A 1,130-nucleotide genomic window follows, 5' to 3' on the forward strand; every position below is an offset into this window, starting at 1 on the left:
ATGTCGCCCTGGTTCCCGGGCGGCCTGGACGACTTCATCGAGCTGGTGCTGCCCGAGCTGCGCCGGCGCGGCCTGTTCCGCACCGAGTACGAAGGCCGCACGCTGCGCGAGCACCTGGGCCTGCAGCGGCCCGCGCATCCGGCGCGGCGGGCACTCGACGAAGCGCTGGCTACCTGACCAGGGCGGGTGCCTTGGGGCCGGACACGCGCCCCTGCACGCCTTGCGCGAGCCAGTTCATCTTCAGGTGTCGGATTGCGCCGATCGCCGACGCTGGCTTGCTTTCCGGTCGGCGCCAACAGGCCAAGGACTTGAGGAGGTTCATTTCGCGGGTGCATTCCGTTGCGAACGATTCGACCAAAAGGCCACGTCGGGTGGCGCGGCGAATCGCAGGATGGAGCTTGCCAGCTCCGGAGGCATCGATGCCCAAAGGGCATCGACGAATATCCATACGTTGTGGTTGAACCCATCGTCGAGCCGCGCAACTCGATGCACCTCACCTATTCCAGCCTCGGCGACGGTCCGAAGAATTCGTATAGCGCCTGTGCGTCCGGCTCGCCCCCGCACAGGCAACCTGCGGCGCAACTGCCGCATAAAGCCTGATAGGCGCTCTTATCACGACAGCAGTCCATGGACGCATCTGAAGATCGCTCGAAAACATGCTCGCATTAGTGGCCGTAACAGGCCATCGCTTCGTTCTAGGAGACTTACGCGAACGATCACTAAGTAGCGAAAGCGGACCGTGAGGCGCCAGGGTGTTGAATTCCGCCGACCTCTGACCCTAGATTTCCATTGAATACTGACCCACCCGATTTGTGAGCCTGAAGGCTTCACGGTGTGGATAAGTGCTTGGTGTTCTCCTTTTTAGGTTGGGGTGTGTGGATCTGCCGCAGATTGCGCCGCTGTTTCCGCGATTTGGTTGCCTCGATCGCGAGCCAGGTCGCGAGTTTCTCGGCATAGGGATCGAGCTTGCTTGAGCTCTCCCGCTTGGCGTAGCGCGGCATTTCTTCGCCCGCTCGCAGGTACTTCTTTACGGTGTTGCGAGACAGGCCTGTACGCCTGGCTATCTCGCGGATGGACATCTGCTCGCGCAGGGCCCAACGTCTGATGACACTCAATGTCGCCACGTCTAT

At 61.5% G+C, this 1,130-nt stretch carries 1 pseudogene; it reads right to left on the reverse strand.

From position 1 onward, the window contains the following. Positions 1–875: 875 nt before the first annotated feature. Positions 876–1,130: pseudogene (locus AC1DJH_RS33065) on the reverse strand (helix-turn-helix domain-containing protein); the annotation flags it as partial.

The organism is Variovorax sp. 10N412 (assembly GCF_056394985.1).